Genomic DNA, 16,400 nt, shown 5'->3' with positions numbered 1-16,400 from the left:
AACGGGCCATTGACGACAGCGCCGATCGCATGTCCGATGCCGGTGCTCTACAGCTTCCGCCGCTGCCCCTACGCCATCCGCGCCCGGCTGGCCCTGGCCGCCGCCGGCTTTGCGCCGGGGCCAAACCTGGAGCTGCGGGAGGTGAGCCTGCGGGCCAAGCCGCCCGAGCTGCTGGAGGCCTCAGCCAAGGGCACGGTGCCGGTGCTGGTGGTGCCCGGAAAACGAACCGGGTCCGGCAAGGAGAACGGTTCCTCCTCCGAAGAGACGAAGCCTGCGCAAGTGCTGGAGGAAAGCCTGGAGATCATGCGGTGGGCCCTGGAGCACCGCGACCCGCAGGGCTGGTGGGTCGGCCGGAGCCCAGCGGCACTGGCGGAGATCACGGCGATGATCGCCGAAAACGACGGACCCTTCAAACACCACCTGGATCGCTTCAAGTACGCCGCCCGCCATGGTGCCGCGGGGGAGCAGGAGCGGCCGATGCACCGGGCCGCCGCCCTGGCGATCCTGGGGCGCTGGAACGAACGGCTGGCGAGAACACCGGAGGGCTGGCTCCCCCGGTTTCAGGAAAGATGTCACCCCTCTCATCCGTAGCTTGCGTCCCCTGTGTTGGTGTAAATCCCTGGGGACCTCAACCCCGGCGTAGCCGGGGTTGAGCGCGCACCTCAGACGTTCCGCTCAGCGGCCAGCGTTGCAAGGGGTGGGCAGGCCCGTGACCCTGGTTTGAGCACTACCTCAACCAGACGAACCATGTCGAGTCACCCCGGGGAACTTCCCCCCGAGGTGCTCACAGAACCGTACGTGACACTCTCGCGTCATACGGCTCCCATCATCCACATGCCACTTCACTGACTCGACGCCAGTGCGCGAACAGATCACGATGTCCAGACCTGATCCTGGCAAGTACTCGCCAGCTTTGGAGCCGACGACCCCGCAGCCTTTTGTACTTCTGCCGTAACCAGGCTGCAATTCTGTCATCCAGGTAGCGATACAACTTCCTGATCAGTTCTGTCCTATAGAAACGACCGTAGTACTGAATCCAGCCACGAATCACTGGATTCAGCACTTTAGCGATCTCCTCAAGCGACAGATACACGAGCGATGGAAGCCCTATCGACCTAATCCTCTCCCGCATACGCTGGAGAGCCTGCGGACTCACTGCCGGCAAAAAGCCTGTGTAGATGACTCCGCGAGAATTGCGAGACACACGTGGCCGAAACGCGAAACCAAGAAACGTGAACGTGACATCAGCAAACGGTGCCCGGCGGTTGCTATCCCTGCAGTAGACCACCTGGGTCTTCTGGGGATGAAGCTGGAGGCCACAGGACGCAAAGCGATCCTGCAATGCCTCCAGCAACCGCCGAGCTTCCTTCTCGCTGTGGCAATGACAGATCACATCATCTGCATAGCGCTCAAAGGCAATGGCCGGGTGGCTCCGGCGCATCCACACATCAAACGCATAGTGCAGGAACAGATTGGCCAGCAGTGGACTGATGACACCACCTTGCGGTGTGCCCCGGTCCCTGGGATGGAGCGTGCCATCCGGCAACAGAACCGGTGCCTGCAGCCATCGTTGCAGGTAGAGCACCACCCAGCGCTCGGAGGTATGGGCCTTGATCGCGCGCATCAACAGGTCGTGATCGATAGCATCGAAAAACCCCTTGATGTCGAGATCGAGAACCCAGTTGGACCTCCAGCAGCGCTGACGGCAGACCTCTACTGCCTGATGCGCTGACTTGCCCGGTCTGTAGCCGTAGGAATCCTGATCAAAGATCAGCTCCAGCTCTGGCTCCAGCACCTGCTTGACCACCATCTGTGCGATGCGATCAGCAACCGTCGGGATACCCAGCGGCCTGACGCCTCCACCGGATTTGGGAATCTCCACACGCCGAACTGGTGGCGGAAGATAACTTCCTGATGCCATCCGATTCCAGAGTTTGTAGAGATTATTCTCCAGATCCTTGTGGGCACCTCGAAAAATTCGGGATCTGCGGGATCCGGCAATTGAGACTCATTGCCACGTCAGGCCAGGCTTGAGGGCTCCGTCTTGGTGGAGGCAATTTTTCGAGGTGCCCTTGTTGAAGTCGTCCAGGCTTTGGCCATCCACACCGGCCGCCTGTCCGTTCCGTTTCACCTGTTGATAGGCCTTCCAGACCATCACCTTGGTAATCGGTAGCGGCTTGTCTGTTGTCATCCCATTCCTCCTGCCGTAGGCAGTTGATGGGAGACTCCAAACGGGATGATGCAACCCCTTGGCTCCGAGTCCGTTACAGACCCATCATCGCTACTACGGGTTGCTCCGCCCCTGCCACAGACATCGGTATTGACCCTCATGGTGGTGACCACTTGGGATGTTCCCTTGGCATTCCATGGCAGGTTCTCACGTTCCGCATCAGGGCCTGCGATGAGCTCGTGCCGTCTATACGCCGGCTGCCGTGTGGTCCATAGACAGGCTCTGTCCACACTGATCCAGGAGATTTGGGCCGCCTCCCGTTTTGGCAGCGTCTGAAATAGATATCGGCGCGTCATCAACGGTTCGCTTGCGCTCACCTTCTCGTCGCACACCTGACGGATCCAGTCCGCCGTTTCCCCGTCGCTCACCACCACGTCTTTTGAACGCAGCAGCACGGGGTGGTTTGGTACCAGCCCCTGCAGGCCGATCCCGGGAGGCCACACTCCCATCCCCGATGCAGTTTCATCAGCCTTGGCTTTCACCTGCTGACTCGTGACACACGCCCACGTCCAATCGTGCCGCAATTGAGCTGGCGCCGCTACTGGATGGCAGCAGCGCCGGTGAGCTGATCCCCGAGCTGGTGCGCCACGGCCTGCAGCAGCTGATCGAGCTGGAGGTCGCTGCCGTGCTCGGCGCAGAGCGCCATGAGCGCAGCGAGGAGCGGCTCGGCTACCGCAACGGCTACCGGCCGCGCACCCTGGCCACCCAGGTGGGGGACATCGATCTCCGCATCCCCAAACTGCGCTCCGGCAGCCACCTGCCCTCGATCCTGGAGCCGCGCCGCCGTGTGGACCAGGCCCTCTACGGCGTGGTGATGGAGGCCTATGTCGGCGGCATCTCAACGCGCAAGGTCGACGCCCTGGTGGCCGCCCTGGGAGTCCAGAGCGGCATCTCCAAATCTCAGGTGAGCCGCATCTGCGCTGACATCGACATCCAGGTGCAGGCCTTCCTGAACCGCCCCCTTGAGGCCACCGGCTACGCCTACCTGTACCTCGATGCCACCTATCTCCACGGGCGTCTCGGCAAGGCGATGCAGGTCTGCTCCAGGGCTGTGGTGGTGGCCATGGGCGTCAATGCCGATGGTCGCCGCGAGCTGCTCGGCATCAAGGTGGGCGACAGCGAAACCGAGAGCTTCTGGAGCGAGTTCATTGGCTCGCTCAAGGAGCGCGGCCTCACTGGGGTCAAGCTCGTGATCAGCGACGCGCACGTGGGCCTCACCAAGGCGATCCGGCGGATGCTGCAGGGCAGCTGCTGGCAGCGCTGCAGGGTCCATTTCGCCAGAAACCTGCTCCAACGGGTGCCCAAGGCCCACCAAGGCATGGTCACCGCTGCCTTGCGCTCGGTGTTCGCCCAGGAGAAAACGGACGAAATCGAGGCCCGCTGGGACGATCTGGCCAGCTCACTGGTGGATCGCTTCCCCAAGGCTGCTGAGCTCATGCTGCACGCCCGGGAAGACGTGCTCGCCTTCCGTCACTTCCCGCCTCAACACTGGAAAAAGACTTGGAGCACCAACCTGCTCGAGCGCCTCAATGAGGAGATCAAACGCCGCACTCGGGTGGTTGGCATCTTCCCGAATGACGCCTCGATCACCCGCTTGGTGGGGGCTGTGCTGCTGGAGCAGGACGAGCACTGGCAGCTGGAGGGCCGGCGCATGTTCTCCGCCGAGAGCATGGCCGCCATCCCCTCACTGGCGGAGCTGCCCACGCAGCCTTCCTTGCAAGAAGCAGCGGCCTGAGCCTCAGGCCCCAGGAGATCGCGCCGTAGCGCCCCCACAGGGCGCAGCGGCGGCGATCACCGCCCGGGGGCCGGCACCGCAGACGTCACGACCAAGATTGCAGGTGTAGCCCACAACCGATCGGCAATCCAGACGAAAGACTTGACAAGTCAATCGTCTGGATTCATCGTGAAATAACGAGGTGCACATGCGCCTCGAGAATGACAGCCCGTCATTCACCCCTGTTCTCCCTCAGTCCAGGGCAATCGGGCCTCGGGATTTACACCACGCCAAGGGACGCGGCCCATCCGTACATCCGGGGGCTTGAGGACATGACCAATGCGTCGTTACAGCGAGGCCGTCAAGGCTGATGTGAGAAGGCGGATGAGCCCGCCGCACAGGCAGAGCGTGGCCCGGATTTCAGAAGAGCTGGGCATCCACGTGATCACCCTCTACAAATGGAGGAAGACGTGGCGGTTGCAGGGAGAGGTGGTGCCGGCATCTCAGAAGGAACCAGATGGCTGGAGTGCTGCCGACAAGTTCACGGTGGTGCTGGAGACGGCCGGGTTGAACGCCACTGAGCTCAGTGCCTATTGCCGCGAGCGGGGGCTCTTTCCTGAGCAGGTGAGCCGCTGGCGTCAGACCGCTCAGGATGCCAACGCCAAGCCGGTGCTGACGATGGCCGAGCAAAAGGAGCTCGAAAGGCTCCGTGCCCAGGACCAGCGAGAGATCAAAGCACTCAAGAAGGAGCTGCAGCGCAAGGAGAAGGCCCTGGCGGAGGCGGCGGCCTTGCTGGTGCTGCGAAAAAAGTGGGATGCCTTCTGCTCGGAGGACGCGGAAGGTTGACCAGCGCCGCGCACCGGCGGAAGGTGATCGAGCTGATCGGCGAGGCGCATGCGGCTGGAGCCGGCCTGGTGAGCGCATGCGGTGAGATCGGCATCTGCCTGCGTACCCTCAAACGATGGCGGAAGGCCTTTCTGGGTGATGGGGACGGCGAGGACCGCCGTAAAGGAAGTCCTCGCCTGGTCGTTCACCGGCTGACGGAGGAGGAGCGCCAGCGGATCCTGCTGACGTGCAACCAACCGGAGTACGCCTCGCTTCCGCCCGGGCAGATCGTGCCAGCGCTGGCGGATCAGGGCCTCTATATCGCCTCCGAGAGCAGTTTCTACCGGGTGTTGCACCAGGCAGGGCAGTGTCACCGACGTGGGCGGGCCCGGTTGCCGCAGGAACCGCGCTCCGTGCCGCGCCTCAGGGCGGATGGCCCAAACCGGGTTTGGAGCTGGGACATCACCTATCTGCCGACCACAGTCCGGGGTGTGTGGCTTTACCTCTACCTAGTGGTCGACGTCTGGAGCCGCAAGGTGGTGGCCTGGGATATGGCTGAGGTGGAATCGGCTGAGATCGCGGCGGATCTGGTGCAGCGAGCCTGTCTCAAGGAGCGTTACCGCCGCCCAAGGGGATGTGGCGCCAACCAGTCCACCCCCCTGCCGCTGATCCTCCATGCCGACAACGGCAATGCCATGCGCGCCGCCACACTCGAGGCGCGGCTGGAGGAGTTGGGTGTCCTGCGGTCGTTCTCTCGGCCCAGGGTTTCGAATGACAATCCCTTCTCGGAAGCCTTGTTCCGCACGTTCAAGTACCGGCCCGACTACCCCAGTCGGCCGTTTACCAGCAAAGAAGAGGCGTGTGAGTGGGTGTCGGCGTTTGTCGACTGGTACAACCATCAACACCGCCACAGCGGCATCAAATTCGTGACGCCTCACCAGCGTCACAGCGGTGCCGCGAAGGCAATTTGCCAGCAGCGAGCCAATGTCTACGAGAAGGCCCGTCAGGCCCATCCAAGACGCTGGAGCCGAAGCACCCGCTGCTGGCGTCAACCCGAAGAAGTGTGGATCAACAAGCCACCAGAGGAACCCGATCCGATCCTCGCGCTACCCTTAACCGAGGCCGTCTAAATGGCAGCCAAGGAGTGACACCTTCCCTGAAAGTCACCGCCGCTCGTATGCATAGTCTTTATCAAGAAGAGATCAAGAGGATTCTCGCAAAACCGAGTCAGCCAGTCGGTTGAGAACAGATTTCTTGTTCTGAAGGTATGCGAATCATTGCCGCTAGCTCCAAAAGTACTCTTAACCCACTGACTTATGGGCACCTCGAAAAATCAGCAAGCTGGTTGATTACGATGAAATAGCGATAGAATCAGGAAGTCAGACTGTATGCCAGCGGTGGGCCAAAGAGGTTTTTGGGACGAACAGCAAAGGGTCGCAAAGCTCCAGGAGAAGAAGCCGGTTCTCAAGCGGCTGTCTGATTCGATCCCATGGGATAAATTCCAGCCGATACTTGACCAAGGATACGCGCAGGATCGCAAGAGCAATGCAGGGCGTAAGCGGATTGATCCGCTGATCCTTTTCAAGATGCTTGTTCTCCAGCAGCTATTTAACCTCAGCGATGACGAGCTTGAGTTCCAGGTGAATGACAGGCGTTCCTTTGAGGAGTTTGTGGGACTGGGTGTGATGAACAACATTCCTGACGCAACCACAGTCGCCTTGTTCAGGGAGAGGCTGCGCAAAGCAGGAGTGATTGGGGAGCTCTTCGAGATGTTCGAGGCATACCTCCGCTCACAGGGACTCCAAGCCCGTGGTGGTCAGATTATTGATGCGACTCTCGTACCTGTTCCCAAACAGCGCAACACCCGTGACGAGAACAAGGAAATCAAAGCTGGTAGGCTGCCGGAAGGCTGGGAAGAAAACCCAGATCGCCTGCGGCAGAAGGATCTAGACGCTCGCTGGGTTAAAAAGAACGGCATCAACTACTTCGGTTACAAGAACAGCATCTGCATTGACGTCGACCATGGCTTTATCCGCCGATATGCTATTACACCTGCCAATATTCATGACAGTCAGATGCTTCCACGGCTGCTGGATCCGGAGAATGAACATGATTATGTCTGGGCAGACTCAGCTTATTCAGGTGAGTGCTTTGAAGATCTGCTGAGCTTGGGGCGCTTCGAAAGCTTGATCCACGATAAGGGCGCTCGCAATCACCCGCTCAGCGCCGCCGCCAAGGACCTTAATCGCGTCAAGTCAGCCATTAGAGCTTGTGTGGAGCATGTCTTCGGCTGCATGACAATGTCAATGGGTGGGAAGCTGACGCGAAAGATTGGGCTGGCAAGGAACGAGGCATGGTGGGGGCTCAAGAATCTGGCCTTCAACTTCCTTCGCTATCTTCAGCGCATCAGCCATGCACCAGTGGTGGCATGAATCCTCGAAGGAGTATCCGATAGCGCAGTAAAAAGCTCAGTCGCCGATACAAAATTCTGCTGCCTGCCGCCATTGGCGGCTTTTTGCATGCCTGCAGAACACTGGGAAACAGCTAATTTTTCGAGGTGCCCTTATACAAATATTTCCTGAACCAAGGCGATTTAACCATATTTGCTGACTGGCGATCATTCGAGCACCCCAAGAATGCATTTACTCAAGAAAAGCGGGGAATAGCTCCCCGCAGTTGATGAGCGCAGCAAATGCATAAAATGGAAATGAATTCTCCCTAGTGATGGCAAGGGATTTTAAATGACTTTATGCAAAGCCTTAGGCAACCCGTTAACCACCACTAACTAATCACGCAAGACATTGCCCCATTGTCAGCAATAGTAACTGTTGCCGTAGTATTTGCAGCAGTAGATGTTTGATTTAAGCATCGGACACCAACAACACCTACCGGCCATGTTGCCGTGTATACACCACCATCAACAGTGCAAGCAGTGGTCGCCACAACAGAAGCACCCGCCGCCAAAGTGGGTGCTGCGCCAATGTCAGATGCTGCAAACGTTGCGCACTCCTTGGCTATGCCAATAGCCTCACCGATTGCAGATCCGGCTATAGCTGCATTCCGGGCTTGTAGGTATTGAGGCAATGCAACGGCAGAAAGAATGCCGATCACGGCCACCACAATCATCAGTTCCACCAAGGTGAAACCCTTGGCAAGGCCTTTTCGCTCTTTGCTGAGGGTGCGAAGCAAGGCGAGCTTTGATTTGGCGTTCATGGCTCAAAAATGACTGCTGTCAGCATAGGTGCCTTTGGGCTTCATGCCAAATATGTCAAATCTGAAGCAAACGGCATTAAGCCTGAAGTAATCATGACGTGGATGCCTTGCCGCGGAATCGATTTGGACTTAGCGAGGGATTGCTCCTAGTGGGAAGTCACTTAAAACATCGACTCCACACGACCATCCTCTAAGGGCATGTTTAGCGCTTTTGTGGCAATGGCTCACCATTCCTTAAGTTTCCAAGGGCTTTCTGCAGCGATTGATCAGGCGTGGCTTGGCCTACGTTTGTTTCTGGTTCCAGTTGAGTCTCCACCACGCCTTGGCCCTCGGGTCGCACACCAATTCAGAAGCCTGATGGCTCCCTGACCACCCATTGACCTGAGGGCCATCCTGTTGCCAAGATGCGACGTTTTGCGTCCGTCAGACAGGGTGCCGGGATCAGAGAAGGGTCCTGAGAGCTGGGGGGCCACCGACAAGTCACGGAGGTACTCACTACCGCTGGCATGAATGCCACCGAATTCAGTACCTACTGTCGAGAGCAAGGCCTGTACCCAGAGCAGCTGCAATTCTGTCAGCAGGCGGCTGTGGGTGAAGATACTCACCCCAGATGGGATGGAGTCGGCTGATCGCTGTTCAGCTTTCTCAAAATCCCTGCGGGCCAGCAGGATGCCCGGGCCGAGCACGCCATTGCCTGAATGATACTGCTTAATCACAATCAAGCCCCCCAAAGATCGCAGACCTCGCACGGTGAAACACCTGCATTCGCTCCGCAATCACGCCACCCATGAAAGCCTTCACCTATACCCACTACGGCCCACCCGAAGTCCTCCAGCTGCAGGAAGTCGACAAACCCACCCCCAAGTCCAACGAGATCCTGATCCGGATCCATGCCACAACCGTGAGCTCAGGCGACTGGAGAATGCGCAGCCTTGAGGTGCCGGCTGGCTTTGGCCTGATCATCCGCTTGGTGGCCGGCATCCGGCGGCCGCGGCAACCGATCCTGGGCACGGAACTGGCTGGGGTCGTGGAAGCCGTGGGCGCGGAGGTGAGCCGCTTCCAGGTTGGCGACTCCGTGGTTGGCTTCAGCGATACCACCATGGGCTGCCATGCGGAGTACCGCTGTTTTCCGGAGGATGGTGCTGTGGCAGCGAAACCCAGCACCCTCTCCTTCGAGGAGGCCGCTGCCCTCTGCTTCGGCGGCACCACGGCGCTGGATTTCCTTCGCCGGGCGAAGCTGCAGCGGGGCGAGCGGGTGCTGATCAATGGAGCGTCTGGCTCCGTTGGCACCGCAGCCGTGCAGCTGGCCAGGCACATCGGCGCCGAGGTGTCGGGGGTGTGCAGCACCGCCAATCTGGATCTGGTGCGCTCGCTCGGTGCCACGCACGTGATCGACTACACCCAGCAAGACTTCACCTAGAACGGCAACCGCTACGACGTGATCATGGACACCGTCGGCACGGCTCCATTCAAGCGTTGCCGGCGCTCGCTCAAGCCTGGCGGGCGTCTGCTGCTGCTGGTGGCGGATCTGCCCGCCATGCTGCTGAGCGGCTGGCAATCGCTGATCTCGGGCCGGCGGGTGATCGCCGGGCCCGCCACTGTGCGCCCGGAAGACGTAGCAACCCTGGCAGATCTGGCGGAGACGGGGGCCTACCGGCCCGTGATGGATCGCTGCTATCCGTTCGAGCAGATGGTGGCGGCGCATCGCTATGTCGACACCGGGCGCAAGCGGGGCAATGTCGTGGTCAGGCTCGATCCAGAGCCACGACTCGATCCCGCGCCACTACGGAATGTGATGGGCGCCTGACCCTCCAGGCAGGTGTGCATACGGTCGAGGGGAACGACTCCACCCCGTGGACGACTCCCTCCCGCTGCCGCACCGCGATGACTGAGCTTGGCCAGTGCCCGTTTGCGGGGCGCGCTGCGACCACCGCCGCATCCGGAGGGTCCGCGAACCAGGCCTGGTGGCCCCACCAGCTCAACCTGGCGATCCTGCACCAGCACAGCCCGGCCTCCAACCCTCTGGGCGAAGCGTTCGACTACCCCGAGGCCTTCAGCCAGCTGGATTTCGCTGCCCTCAAGCGCGATCTCCATGCCCTGATGACCGATTCGCAAGACTGGTGGCCGGCCGACTGGGGCCACTACGGCGGCCTGTTCATCCGCATGGCCTGGCACAGCGCCGGCACCTACCGCACCGCCGACGGTCGCGGTGGCGCCGGCACCGGCAACCAGCGCTTCGCGCCGATCAACAGCTGGCCCGATAACGGCAACCTCGACAAGGCTCGCCGTCTGCTCTGGCCGATCAAACAGAAATACGGCAACCGCATCTCCTGGGCCGATCTGATCATCCTCACGGGCAACTGTGCCCTCGAATCGATGGGCTTCCCCACCTACGGCTTCGGCGGCGGCCGGGTCGACATCTGGCAACCGGAAGACGACATCTACTGGGGCCGCGAAACCACCTGGCTCGGCGATGAGCGCTACAGCGGCGAGCGCGAGCTGGAGAACCCCCTGGCTGCCGTGCAGATGGGGCTGATCTATGTGAACCCCGAAGGCCCCAATGGCGAGCCCGATCCGGTGGGCTCCGGCCGGGATGTGCGCGAAACCTTCGCCCGCATGGCGATGAATGATGAGGAAACCGTGGCCCTGGTGGCCGGCGGCCATACCTTCGGCAAGGCCCATGGCGCCGGCAGTCCGGAGCTGATGGGGCCCGCCCCGGAAGGGGCCAGCCTCGAGGAGCAGGGGCTGGGCTGGAACAACCACTTCGGCAGCGGCAAGGGCGCCGATACCACCACCAGCGGCATCGAGGGCGCCTGGAAGCCCAACCCCACCACCTGGGATCGGGGCTATTTCGAGATGCTGTTCGGCTACGAGTGGGAGCTGGAGAAAAGCCCGGCCGGTGCCTGGCAGTGGCGGGCCAAAGATGTGCGCGAGGAGCACCTGATCCCCGACGCCCACGACCCCAGCAAGCGGCACCGGCCGATGATGACCACCGCCGATCTGTCGCTCCGCTTCGATCCGATCTACGAACCGATCGCCCGCCGCTTCCACCAGGATCAGCAGGCCTTCGCCGACGCCTTCGGCCGCGCCTGGTTCAAGCTCACCCACCGCGACATGGGGCCCAAGGCGCTCTACCTCGGCCCCGAAGTGCCCGCCGAAGACCTGATCTGGCAGGACCCGATTCCACCCATAGACCATCCCCTGATCGATGCCGCCGCCATCGCCGACCTGAAGGATCAGGTGCTGGCCTCGGGGCTGTCGGTGCCGGAACTGGTGGCCACCGCCTGGGCCTCGGCCTCCACCTACCGCGGCTCCGACAAGCGCGGCGGCGCCAACGGCGCCCGTATCCGCCTGGCCCCCCAGAACAACTGGGAGGTGAACCAGCCCGAGCAGCTGGCCAAGGTGCTGGCGGTGCTCGAAGGCATCCAGCAGCAGTTCAACGCCAGGCAGATCGCAGCCCAGAGCGCCACGCCAGCCCCTGGCACCCGCGTCTCCCTGGCGGATCTGATCGTGCTCGCGGGTTGCGCGGCCGTGGAGCAGGCTGCCCGGGCCGGCGGCCATGAAGTTTCCGTGCCCTTCAGGCCGGGCCGGGCCGATGCCTCCCAGGAGCAGACCGATGCCGCCTCCTTCGAGCCCCTGGAGCCCCAGGCCGACGGCTTCCGCAACTACCAGAAGCGCGCCTTCGCGATGCGGGCCGAAGAGCTGCTGATCGACCGGGCCCAGTTGCTCACCCTCAGCGCACCGGAGCTCACGGTGCTGGTGGGTGGCCTGCGGGTGCTGGGGGCCAACACTGGCGGCTCACCCCACGGCGTGTTCACCCAGCGGCTCGGCACCCTCAGCAACGACTTCTTCGTGAACCTGCTCGACATGGGCACGGTCTGGACGCCCATCGCCGAAACCGCCAAGGCCGGTGATGCCCAAACCTTCGAAGGCCGCGACCGCCACAGCGGTGCTCTGCGCTGGACCGGCACCCGGGTGGATCTGGTCTTCGGCTCCAACTCCCAGCTGCGGGCGATCGCGGAGGTCTATGCGCAGAACGATGGCGGCGAGAAGTTCGTGGCGGATTTCATTGCAGCCTGGGACAAAGTGATGAATCTTGATCGCATCAACTGATCGCATCAACCAGCTTCTGGAGTAAACTTGCCTGAGAAGCTTTGTGCTGGCGTTGACTAGCCAGCCAGTCGTGGTGCGCGTGCAGCAGCGGATCTAGGGTGAAGAGGCGGAAGGGGTCGGGTGAGTTCCATGAACCGGCAGCAACCAGGGTCGCCCACCTCCGAACAGGGCTTCTCGCTTGTGATTGTCTTCCTGCTCTCCCTCGGGGTGCTGCTGACCGGTGTGGCGACCATGGGCCGCATCAGCTTCGGCTGGATGGGTGCCGCCTGGCAGGCCCAGAGCCGCGAAGCCAGGGAGGCGGCCGAGATCGGGATGACGCGGATCGTGAGCGAGCTCAACCGGGAGCGAAACCGCAGGCTGCTGGTGAATGCCTCGGTGCTGAACACCCAGAACCGCACCTACATCGAGAGTTCAACCAACGAAGGGGTAGCCGGATCGTTTTGTACCACCGACTTGCCGCTGCTCAGTGGCGCCTTTCCTGCCAGTGCCGATCTCAAGGCACAGCAGATCATCGATACAGAGCGGCGCTTTCAGCTGGTGAGCGTGACCCAGCCAGCCGCGTCGAGCCAGATGGAGCCAGGTATGCCCACCACGCGGAATGATTCGGACGCCAACGGTACCGAGAGCTTCAAGGTCACCACCGGATACGACCCCGATGGGTTTGGCGGACCGGAGTTCCCCGGCCGTGCTGGAGAGATCACGATCACGGTGAGAGGGATGGCTTATCGCAATAACACCCTGATTGCCACCACAACCCTGCGCCGCACCTTCGAAGTCGTGCCGAAATGCTGCTGGGGATCTCTGGGGGGCTTTGGCGCTGCCTTTGGCAGTGACACCCGCCCCTGCCCCACCATCGGCATCGGCATCGTGGGAGGTGCGGCGGAAAACGAGACTGGAGAGATCACGATTTTAGGTTCTGCTGCGAGCATCCTCACAGGTGAGGGGAATCTGATTCCGTTCGTGTATTGCATTGCCTCCAGCACCTGCAGCGTGAATGTAAACCAGAATCTGGGCACGAGCGTAAAAATTGTGGATGCATCGATGCCAAGCATTCCAGCACCCCCGATTACGACGTGTTTAGATCAGAACACATCCACCTGCAATCTAGACCTTGATGACAATGGCCTCCCCGCCAGTGGCGGCAACCTGTTACTGGATACAGGGGTGGCACTATCCAGTTGGCCCGCAAATTTTCAAAGCGTCTGCATGCGCGATGCTGCTACACCGCCCGTCACCACTTGCTCGATCAATACGCTTGACTTCGGCGCCAATAACCGAACAATCACCTTTGATACCCGTGGAGGCCCCCTAAGAATCTACTTTCCCAATAGCCAGAGCGGCAGCACCGAGACAATTGACATGCGCAACAATGGGGGGTTTATCCATATCAACACCAACAACTCCGGCAGTGTTCCATCCTCCATTACAGACTTCACCCTGTTTGGCTGCCAGCCTTCCGCCAGCCGCACTTGCAGCCCTCACCAGATTGTAGAGATCGGAAATGGTAGCGCAGCGGCATTAAAGTTGTTTGCCTATTTCCCCAATGGTGATATCACGATTGGGGGCAATGGAGGCTTTGAGGGGGTGATGTGGATCGATCAGCTCGGCGCCAATGGAAATATCACCTTCACCATCCCTGGTTCTGGAATCTCCCAGGTTCTCGATCTGATGGGCATGGGTGGCACGGCCCCCACACAGGAATTTCCGATGATGGACTTTGTGACCCGCGCAACCAAGTCGCTTCAGTTCTTTTGAATGGCTTCCCAGTTGCATCGAGCCTATCTGTTAACGGCGACATGCCGTTCGGGCCACCGCTCTGGTGAGGCGGGCTTCAACCTGATTGAGCTTCTGATTTCCAGTGTGATTCTGCTGATCACTCTGGTTGGCGCAGTAACCATCTCTGTCACCAGCAGTATGAATAGCTTTCGCACTGGTCAGCGCTATGAGCAGGAGGGCGCGATTGACGCCGATCTCGCTTTAATCCAGCGCTACAACGATCGCTTCACCTGCCGCAGTGGCACCTGCGAAATCCATGAGAAAGACAACTCCTCGGCACCACCGATGACGAAGGACGACTTCTTTCCCGACGCCGCACCAAGCAGCACACAGCCCGACACCAATAATGACGGAATCGCCGATACGGCTGAAACCGCACTGGAAGCTGTGCAGGACCGATGCCGATATCTCAACAATCTCGACCTGGTTACGGAGCTCAAGGCCTTGATCGAAACCGATCTGCCGGTTCCCACCGGCCTGCAGCGCACCATCGCCGTGGATTCAGCGACCCAGGGCGGCGCGCACCGGTATACGGTGACTTATACCAATCTTGCCTCCAACGAGGTGATGCGCCAGATGACCCTCAGTCCTGCCACGGTGTCCTGGTGTCCACGCATCTGACCCGGCGGCAACCCAGGGCGTGGGGCAGGGGCTGTCGACGCCGCACAGGCGGTTTCACCCTCGCGGAGCTGCTGATCACGGTCGCGGTGATCGGCATTCTTTCCGCTGTGGCGGTGAATGTGCTCGGCGTGAGGGAGTGGCAGCGAAGCAGGGTGAATGCGGTGGCGATGGAATTGAACGGCTGGCTGGAGGCGGTGCGGCGCTCGGCGCTGAAGGGTACGGGCTGTCGTGTCACCATCCAGACTGCCAGCGCGGCCGCTGCTGGTGCGGTGATTGCATCGGCGGCGCCAGTGACCAATGCCGCTGTGACGGTGCCGAACACCTGCATGAGCCAACAACCGCTGCGGATTCTCTCCAATGCCGGCAATGACGTGTTTGCGATCAGCTCGGATCCGGCCACCTTCACCTTTACGCCACGGGGCACGGCGAGGGGTTTATCCAATGGAACCGAGAATGATCTGGAAATCAGGATCGCACTGAATGGTGGGTTGCCGATGCGCTGCGTGCAGCTCACGTCGCCTTTGGGGGTGGTGCGAATCGGCTACAACGATACTGCCGTGAATGGCACTTGTCTTTACCCCGGATCCTTCTGATGGAGCGTTCCTCCCAGCGTCGTTGCAGGCTTCCGGCGTCCGCTGCCGGCCTCACCTTGGTGGAGCTTCTGATTGCGTCTGCGATTGGGGCAGTGATCCTGGCCGCCGCCGCTCGAATCCTTACAGGTGATATCCGCTCCAACTCCAGCCAGGAGGCGATTCAACGGCTGCGTGATCACTGGGGGCGTGTGAACTATTTTGTGGATACGGAGGTGCGCGAAGGGCTGAGCGTCAGCCTCGCGAGTGGCACGGGGGCCTGCGCCTCTGTAGCTAGCCCCTATCTGGCGATTACGGTACCCAATCCAGCGGGTGGCACGGGTGGAATTTATTACTACAATAATAACGGGAATCTTTGGCGTTGCGGTCCAGATATCGCGGATGATGGCTCCTTGACTTTCAATACGGTGGTGAATGCCATGCTGGTGGAGCGTGCAACGTTAGAGGTCTCAATTGTGAACGCCACCAACATGACGTATACACTCACGATGAGCAGCCGATCTGATGGTAGCGGAGTCAGTTATTCGGCCAGCAGTGAAGCCCGCACCACCGCCCGCAACTGCGATGCCACGTCTGGCATTTGCTATTGAATTGCCATTGTTTTCTGAGCTGAGAACTCTTGCAGTACTCCTTCTGATGGCAGCGGGATTCACTGTGGGGTGTGTCCAACCCAAGCCACGGTTTCCGGAAGCTTCTGAAGCCGGACGCCGCGCCTGCATTGAAGAGGTACAGGCGAACTATGCCCCGCAGGGGCGGGTGGAGGCGATGCGGGTGTGTATGGCGTCGATTGATCGGCGGCTCGCGGCCCGGCGGAAACTGCAGCAGTCTGTGAACGAAGCAGCACGGCCATCCAGCAGTGCGTCGGCGTCCCAGACCGCCCCCTCCCAGGACCGCCTGATCCACTGCCGACTCCATCAGGAGGAGGTGCAAGCTGCCGAGCGGGAGCGGCAGAAGCGCCAAAGCCTCTGGATCAGTATTTCGAGCCAACAGCCCCCCGGGAGTGCGGCCTACGAGCAGGCAAAACAGAAGTTTGAAGCGGCCAGGGGCACGTTGGAGCGGCTGATCCCCGAGCGCTACCGCGGTGGTTTGCCGCTGGAGCCTGATGCGATTCGGCTGTTCAGCCGCTGCGACCCGGGTGATTTCTGATGGAGAGGATGCAGCGGGGGGAGGAGCTGTGACAGAGCAGATGTCAGCCTTAGTCCGTAATGAAAAGAGCTCTTGCTCGAAGAATATTGCAAGGGGGCTGATAGCTGGATGGTGTATCACTCAAAATTGGTTGGTAAGCAACCATTCTTGTATCCGTAGTACCGACAACAGT

The 16,400-nt window shown here is 60.7% G+C and carries 14 protein-coding genes and 2 pseudogenes; 13 read left to right on the top strand and 3 right to left on the bottom strand.

All coding sequences use genetic code 11. From position 1 onward, the window contains the following. The first annotated feature begins 36 nt into the window (after positions 1-36). Positions 37-591, top strand: a complete 555-nt coding sequence (locus H8F24_RS12805) for a glutathione S-transferase N-terminal domain-containing protein (protein ID WP_197169875.1) — start codon at positions 37-39, stop codon at positions 589-591. 235 nt (positions 592-826) lie between these two features. Here H8F24_RS12805 and ltrA read toward each other — a convergent pair whose 3' ends face one another. Beyond that, complete coding sequence (ltrA, locus tag H8F24_RS12800; RefSeq protein WP_197172308.1) at positions 827-1,921, bottom strand: group II intron reverse transcriptase/maturase; 1,095 nt, start codon at positions 1,919-1,921, stop codon at positions 827-829. A gap of 87 nt (positions 1,922-2,008) precedes the next feature. Continuing rightward, positions 2,009-2,191 carry a hypothetical protein gene (locus tag H8F24_RS12795; RefSeq protein WP_197169874.1) on the bottom strand — a complete coding sequence of 61 codons (183 nt, stop codon included), beginning with the start codon at positions 2,189-2,191 and terminating at the stop codon, positions 2,009-2,011. Between the two features lie 562 nt (positions 2,192-2,753). Here H8F24_RS12795 and H8F24_RS12790 point away from each other — a divergent pair. The 3 genes and pseudogenes from H8F24_RS12790 (at position 2,754) to H8F24_RS12780 (ending at position 7,201) form a co-directional block, all read left to right on the top strand. Continuing rightward, positions 2,754-3,965 (top strand): IS256 family transposase, encoded by a 1,212-nt coding sequence (locus tag H8F24_RS12790; RefSeq protein WP_197158927.1) that lies wholly within the window; start codon positions 2,754-2,756, stop codon positions 3,963-3,965. A gap of 318 nt (positions 3,966-4,283) precedes the next feature. Then, positions 4,284-5,899, top strand: a pseudogene (locus tag H8F24_RS12785) (IS3 family transposase). A 258-nt stretch (positions 5,900-6,157) separates the two neighbouring features. Then, on the top strand, positions 6,158-7,201 hold the full coding sequence (locus H8F24_RS12780) for an IS5 family transposase (protein WP_231597813.1): 1,044 nt from the start codon (positions 6,158-6,160) through the stop codon (positions 7,199-7,201). Positions 7,202-7,550: 349 nt separating this feature from the next. Here H8F24_RS12780 and H8F24_RS20030 read toward each other — a convergent pair whose 3' ends face one another. Beyond that, complete coding sequence (locus H8F24_RS20030; RefSeq protein ID WP_304623195.1) at positions 7,551-7,982, bottom strand: prepilin-type N-terminal cleavage/methylation domain-containing protein; 432 nt, start codon at positions 7,980-7,982, stop codon at positions 7,551-7,553. A 787-nt stretch (positions 7,983-8,769) separates the two neighbouring features. On the opposite strand from H8F24_RS20030, the gene H8F24_RS19535 reads away from it, so the two are divergent. The 9 genes and pseudogenes from H8F24_RS19535 to H8F24_RS12740 all read left to right on the top strand — a co-directional run bounded on the left by H8F24_RS19535 (position 8,770) and on the right by H8F24_RS12740 (position 16,228). After that, positions 8,770-9,402, top strand: coding sequence for an NAD(P)-dependent alcohol dehydrogenase (locus H8F24_RS19535; protein ID WP_231597812.1), 633 nt, complete (start codon positions 8,770-8,772; stop codon positions 9,400-9,402). A gap of 24 nt (positions 9,403-9,426) precedes the next feature. Beyond that, positions 9,427-9,789 (top strand): zinc-binding dehydrogenase, encoded by a 363-nt coding sequence (locus H8F24_RS19530; RefSeq protein ID WP_231597811.1) that lies wholly within the window; start codon positions 9,427-9,429, stop codon positions 9,787-9,789. A gap of 77 nt (positions 9,790-9,866) precedes the next feature. Continuing rightward, on the top strand, positions 9,867-12,095 hold the full coding sequence (katG, locus tag H8F24_RS12765; RefSeq protein ID WP_197169873.1) for a catalase/peroxidase HPI: 2,229 nt from the start codon (positions 9,867-9,869) through the stop codon (positions 12,093-12,095). Positions 12,096-12,224: 129 nt separating this feature from the next. Beyond that, the gene (locus H8F24_RS12760) at positions 12,225-13,850 is read left to right on the top strand and encodes a hypothetical protein (RefSeq protein WP_197169872.1); all 1,626 of its coding nucleotides are present in this window, start codon (positions 12,225-12,227) and stop codon (positions 13,848-13,850) included. A gap of 12 nt (positions 13,851-13,862) precedes the next feature. Beyond that, positions 13,863-14,492 carry a type II secretion system protein J gene (locus tag H8F24_RS12755; RefSeq protein WP_197154262.1) on the top strand — a complete coding sequence of 210 codons (630 nt, stop codon included), beginning with the start codon at positions 13,863-13,865 and terminating at the stop codon, positions 14,490-14,492. Next, positions 14,477-14,578: pseudogene (locus H8F24_RS20225) on the top strand (hypothetical protein); the annotation flags it as partial. The gene H8F24_RS12755 and the pseudogene H8F24_RS20225, both read left to right, overlap by 16 nt. Continuing rightward, the gene (locus tag H8F24_RS12750) at positions 14,579-15,085 is read left to right on the top strand and encodes a hypothetical protein (RefSeq protein WP_231597810.1); all 507 of its coding nucleotides are present in this window, start codon (positions 14,579-14,581) and stop codon (positions 15,083-15,085) included. Then, complete coding sequence (locus tag H8F24_RS12745) at positions 15,085-15,672, top strand: prepilin-type N-terminal cleavage/methylation domain-containing protein (RefSeq protein WP_197169871.1); 588 nt, start codon at positions 15,085-15,087, stop codon at positions 15,670-15,672. Before H8F24_RS12750 ends, H8F24_RS12745 begins: the two co-directional genes overlap by 1 nt. Before the next feature lie 187 nt (positions 15,673-15,859). Next, positions 15,860-16,228, top strand: coding sequence for a hypothetical protein (locus tag H8F24_RS12740; RefSeq protein ID WP_197154256.1), 369 nt, complete (start codon positions 15,860-15,862; stop codon positions 16,226-16,228). Positions 16,229-16,400: the final 172 nt, after the last annotated feature.

Origin of the sequence: Synechococcus sp. CBW1002 (genome assembly GCF_015840915.1) — a bacterium.
GTDB lineage: Bacteria > Cyanobacteriota > Cyanobacteriia > PCC-6307 > Cyanobiaceae > CBW1002.
Note: the sequence above shows the minus strand (reverse complement) of the source record. Positions and strands in the feature narration are given on the sequence as shown.